Origin of the sequence: Bradyrhizobium oropedii, assembly GCF_020889685.1 — a bacterium.
Classification (GTDB): Bacteria; Pseudomonadota; Alphaproteobacteria; order Rhizobiales; family Xanthobacteraceae; genus Bradyrhizobium; species Bradyrhizobium oropedii.
On record NZ_JACMYO010000362.1, the window covers coordinates 1 to 2,869 of the forward strand.

3 protein-coding genes are annotated in these 2,869 nt (G+C 65.6%); all 3 read left to right on the forward strand.

Annotation, left to right across the window (positions count from 1 at the left end):
• A partial coding sequence (locus H8A95_RS42365; protein WP_229188361.1) for a hypothetical protein occupies nt 1–436 on the forward strand: 436 nt, incomplete at its 5' end.
• Nucleotides 437–836: 400 nt separating this feature from the next.
• Nucleotides 837–2,033, forward strand: a complete 1,197-nt coding sequence (gene mnmA, locus H8A95_RS42370; protein WP_229188362.1) for a tRNA 2-thiouridine(34) synthase MnmA — start codon at nt 837–839, stop codon at nt 2,031–2,033.
• Nucleotides 2,034–2,108: 75 nt separating this feature from the next.
• Nucleotides 2,109–2,747 (forward strand): class I SAM-dependent methyltransferase, encoded by a 639-nt coding sequence (locus H8A95_RS42375; protein ID WP_229188363.1) that lies wholly within the window; start codon nt 2,109–2,111, stop codon nt 2,745–2,747.
• The last annotated feature ends 122 nt before the right edge of the window (nt 2,748–2,869 follow it).

The following is a 2,869-nucleotide window of genomic DNA, read 5'->3' on the forward strand; positions in this document are numbered from 1 at the left end:
TGCCGGTGTCGGGTTGGTCGCGGCAGCTGCCGCAACGGGAACAGCGATCACGGCGTTGGCCGTTGCAGCATTGGATGCGGCCGCTTGCGGGGCAGCTTGTGTGGTGGCCGACTTGTCGTCAGTGGATTGCGCGTCGGTGCTGGACTTCTGGTCGTCCGACTTCGATTTCGACTTGGTCTTGCGCGGCGCGCCGGTGTCGCTGTCGTCATCGACCTTGTTGTCATCCCGCGACGTTCGGTCCGGGGCCGTGCTGTTATCGCGGGAGCGTGCGTCGGTCGTCGAGGAGGAATCGTCGGACCGGCGCGAGGGCGCCGGCTGGCTGTCGTACCGGCTGTTGTCGTTCGTCGACGCAGTGCTGCTGTCGACCAGCGCGGAAAAGCCGTCGTTCCCCGCCTGCGAAGCGGGATCGGGCCGCGCCGACCGCGTCGCGCCCTGAAAAGACCGGCCTGCCAATGCTTCCGACGTGACGCTGACCACTGCCAATCCTCGCAAATGAGACTTCCGGCCTATTGTCAGCAAGGAGCGGGCCAACCATGGCGCGTAGTAAATAATGAGTTATTTCAAATTGTTACGGGTGGTTCTCGCGACCCGGAACGGGTTCCCGACGGGTCTCCTTTTTGCCCGGCGGCAAGATTTGCCGTCCGCGCGCGGCAAGGCCCGGCGTCCGCCGGATTGCCTCTCCGGAATACGGCCTATATTAAGAGTAGCCTCCGACGCGTCCCGAGCCGATCGACCCGGCCTTGGATGCGTTCTAAGGCTCTCTGGACAAAGGCTTTTTCCAATTTCGTCGCGGAGCGCCTAAGCTCGCCGCGACAGTGACCAATGACCGCTTAGAGATGCTCAACAGTCTGGATCTTGAAGGCCGCCCTGAAGACACACGGATCGTCGTTGCCATGTCCGGCGGCGTCGACTCGTCGGTGACGGCTGCGCTGTTGAAGTCGCAGGGTTATGACGTGGTCGGGATCACGCTGCAGCTTTACGACCATGGCGCCGCGACCCATCGCAAGGGCGCCTGCTGCGCCGGCCGCGACATCCATGACGCGCGCAATGTCGCGGAGCGGATCGGCATTCCGCATTACGTGCTCGACTACGAAAGCCGCTTCAAGCAGTCGGTGATCGACAATTTCGCCGACAGCTACGCGCTCGGCGAGACGCCGGTGCCGTGCATCGAGTGCAACCGTTCGGTCAAGTTTCGCGATCTGCTCGCAACCGCGCGCGAGCTCGGCGCGCAGGCGCTCGCCACCGGCCACTATGTCGCCTCGCGCCGGCTTGCCGACGGATCGCGTTCGCTGATTTGCGCGGCGGATGCCGATCGTGACCAGAGCTATTTCCTGCTCGCGACCACGCGCGAGCAGCTCGGCTTCCTGCGCTTCCCGCTCGGCGACATGACCAAGCCGCAGACCCGCGAGTTGGCGCGGCGCTTCGAGCTCGAGGTTGCCGACAAGCAGGACAGCCAGGACATCTGCTTCGTGCCGACCGGCCGCTACACCGACATCATCGGACGGCTGAAGCCGAACGCGATCGCGCCGGGCGACATCGTCGATCTCGCCGGCAACGTCGTCGGCCAGCACCAGGGCATCGTTCATTTCACCGTCGGCCAGCGCAAGGGCCTCGGCATTGCCTCCGGCCACCCGCTCTATGTGATCAAGCTCGATGCGGCGACGCGCCGGGTCGTGGTTGGGCCGCGCGAGGCGCTGCGGATGGATCGCATCGCGCTGCGCGACGTCAACTGGATCGGCGACGGCGCGCTGGACCGCGTGATCGGCGAGGGTATCGAGATCTATGTCCGCGTGCGTTCGACGCGCGCGCCGCAGCCGGCATGGTTGCGCGCCGTCGATGGCGGCTACGAGGTCGAGCTCGTCGCCGGCGAGGAGGGCGTGTCGCCCGGCCAGGCCTGCGTGTTCTATGACGCGCCGTCCGGGCAGGCGCGGGTGCTCGGCGGCGGCTTCATCAGGAGTGCGAGCGCGAGCCGCATTGCGCGCGCTGCGACGCAGGATGCGATGGCGCCGATTGTCGAAGCGGTTCGCGGATAGCGCATGATCCGGAAAAGTGGGGACCGGTTTTCCGAAACGATCATGCGTAAGCAAAAGTAACGTCGGGGCAGGGGAATGGCTGGGGACATCGACCGCGAGGGGGTCGAAAAGGCGTATGGCCGCTGGGCGCCGATCTACGATCTCGTGTTCGGCAAGGTGTTCGATCGGGGCCGTCAATCGACGATCGCGGAAGCCGACCGGATCGGCGGGCGCGTGCTCGATGTCGGCGTCGGCACCGGATTGTCGCTGTCGGATTACTCGCGCACGACCAGATTGTACGGCGTCGATATTTCCGAGCCGATGTTGCGGCGCGCGCTCAAGCGCGTACGGGCGCAGGGCCTCAGCAACGTCGAGACGCTGGCGGTGATGGACGCCAAGAACCTCGCATTCCCGGATTCGTTCTTCGACGCGGTGGTCGCGCAGTACGTGATCACCGCAGTGCCCGATCCCGAGGCGACGCTCGACGATTTTATTCGCGTGCTGAAGCCGGGCGGCGAGCTGATCCTGGTCAATCACATCGGCGCCGAGGGCGGCCCGCGCCGCATCTTCGAGCTCGCCTTTGCGCCGCTGGCGCGCAGGCTCGGCTGGCGTCCGGAATTTCCGTGGGAGCGGCTGACCAATTGGGCCGCGAAACACGGCGGCGTCAGCCTCGCGGAACGCCGGCCGATGCCGCCGATGGGGCATTTCTCGCTGATCCGTTTCCGCAAATCGTGAGGCTTGCAGCGATTTGACCGGGAACTTCGGCGCGTCGTCCCGGTTTCCTCCTGATGAGGATCAATCGAACGCTCGCTTTGTCCTGTGTGCTGATGCTGGCGCCGGCCGTTGTCGCGGCGCAG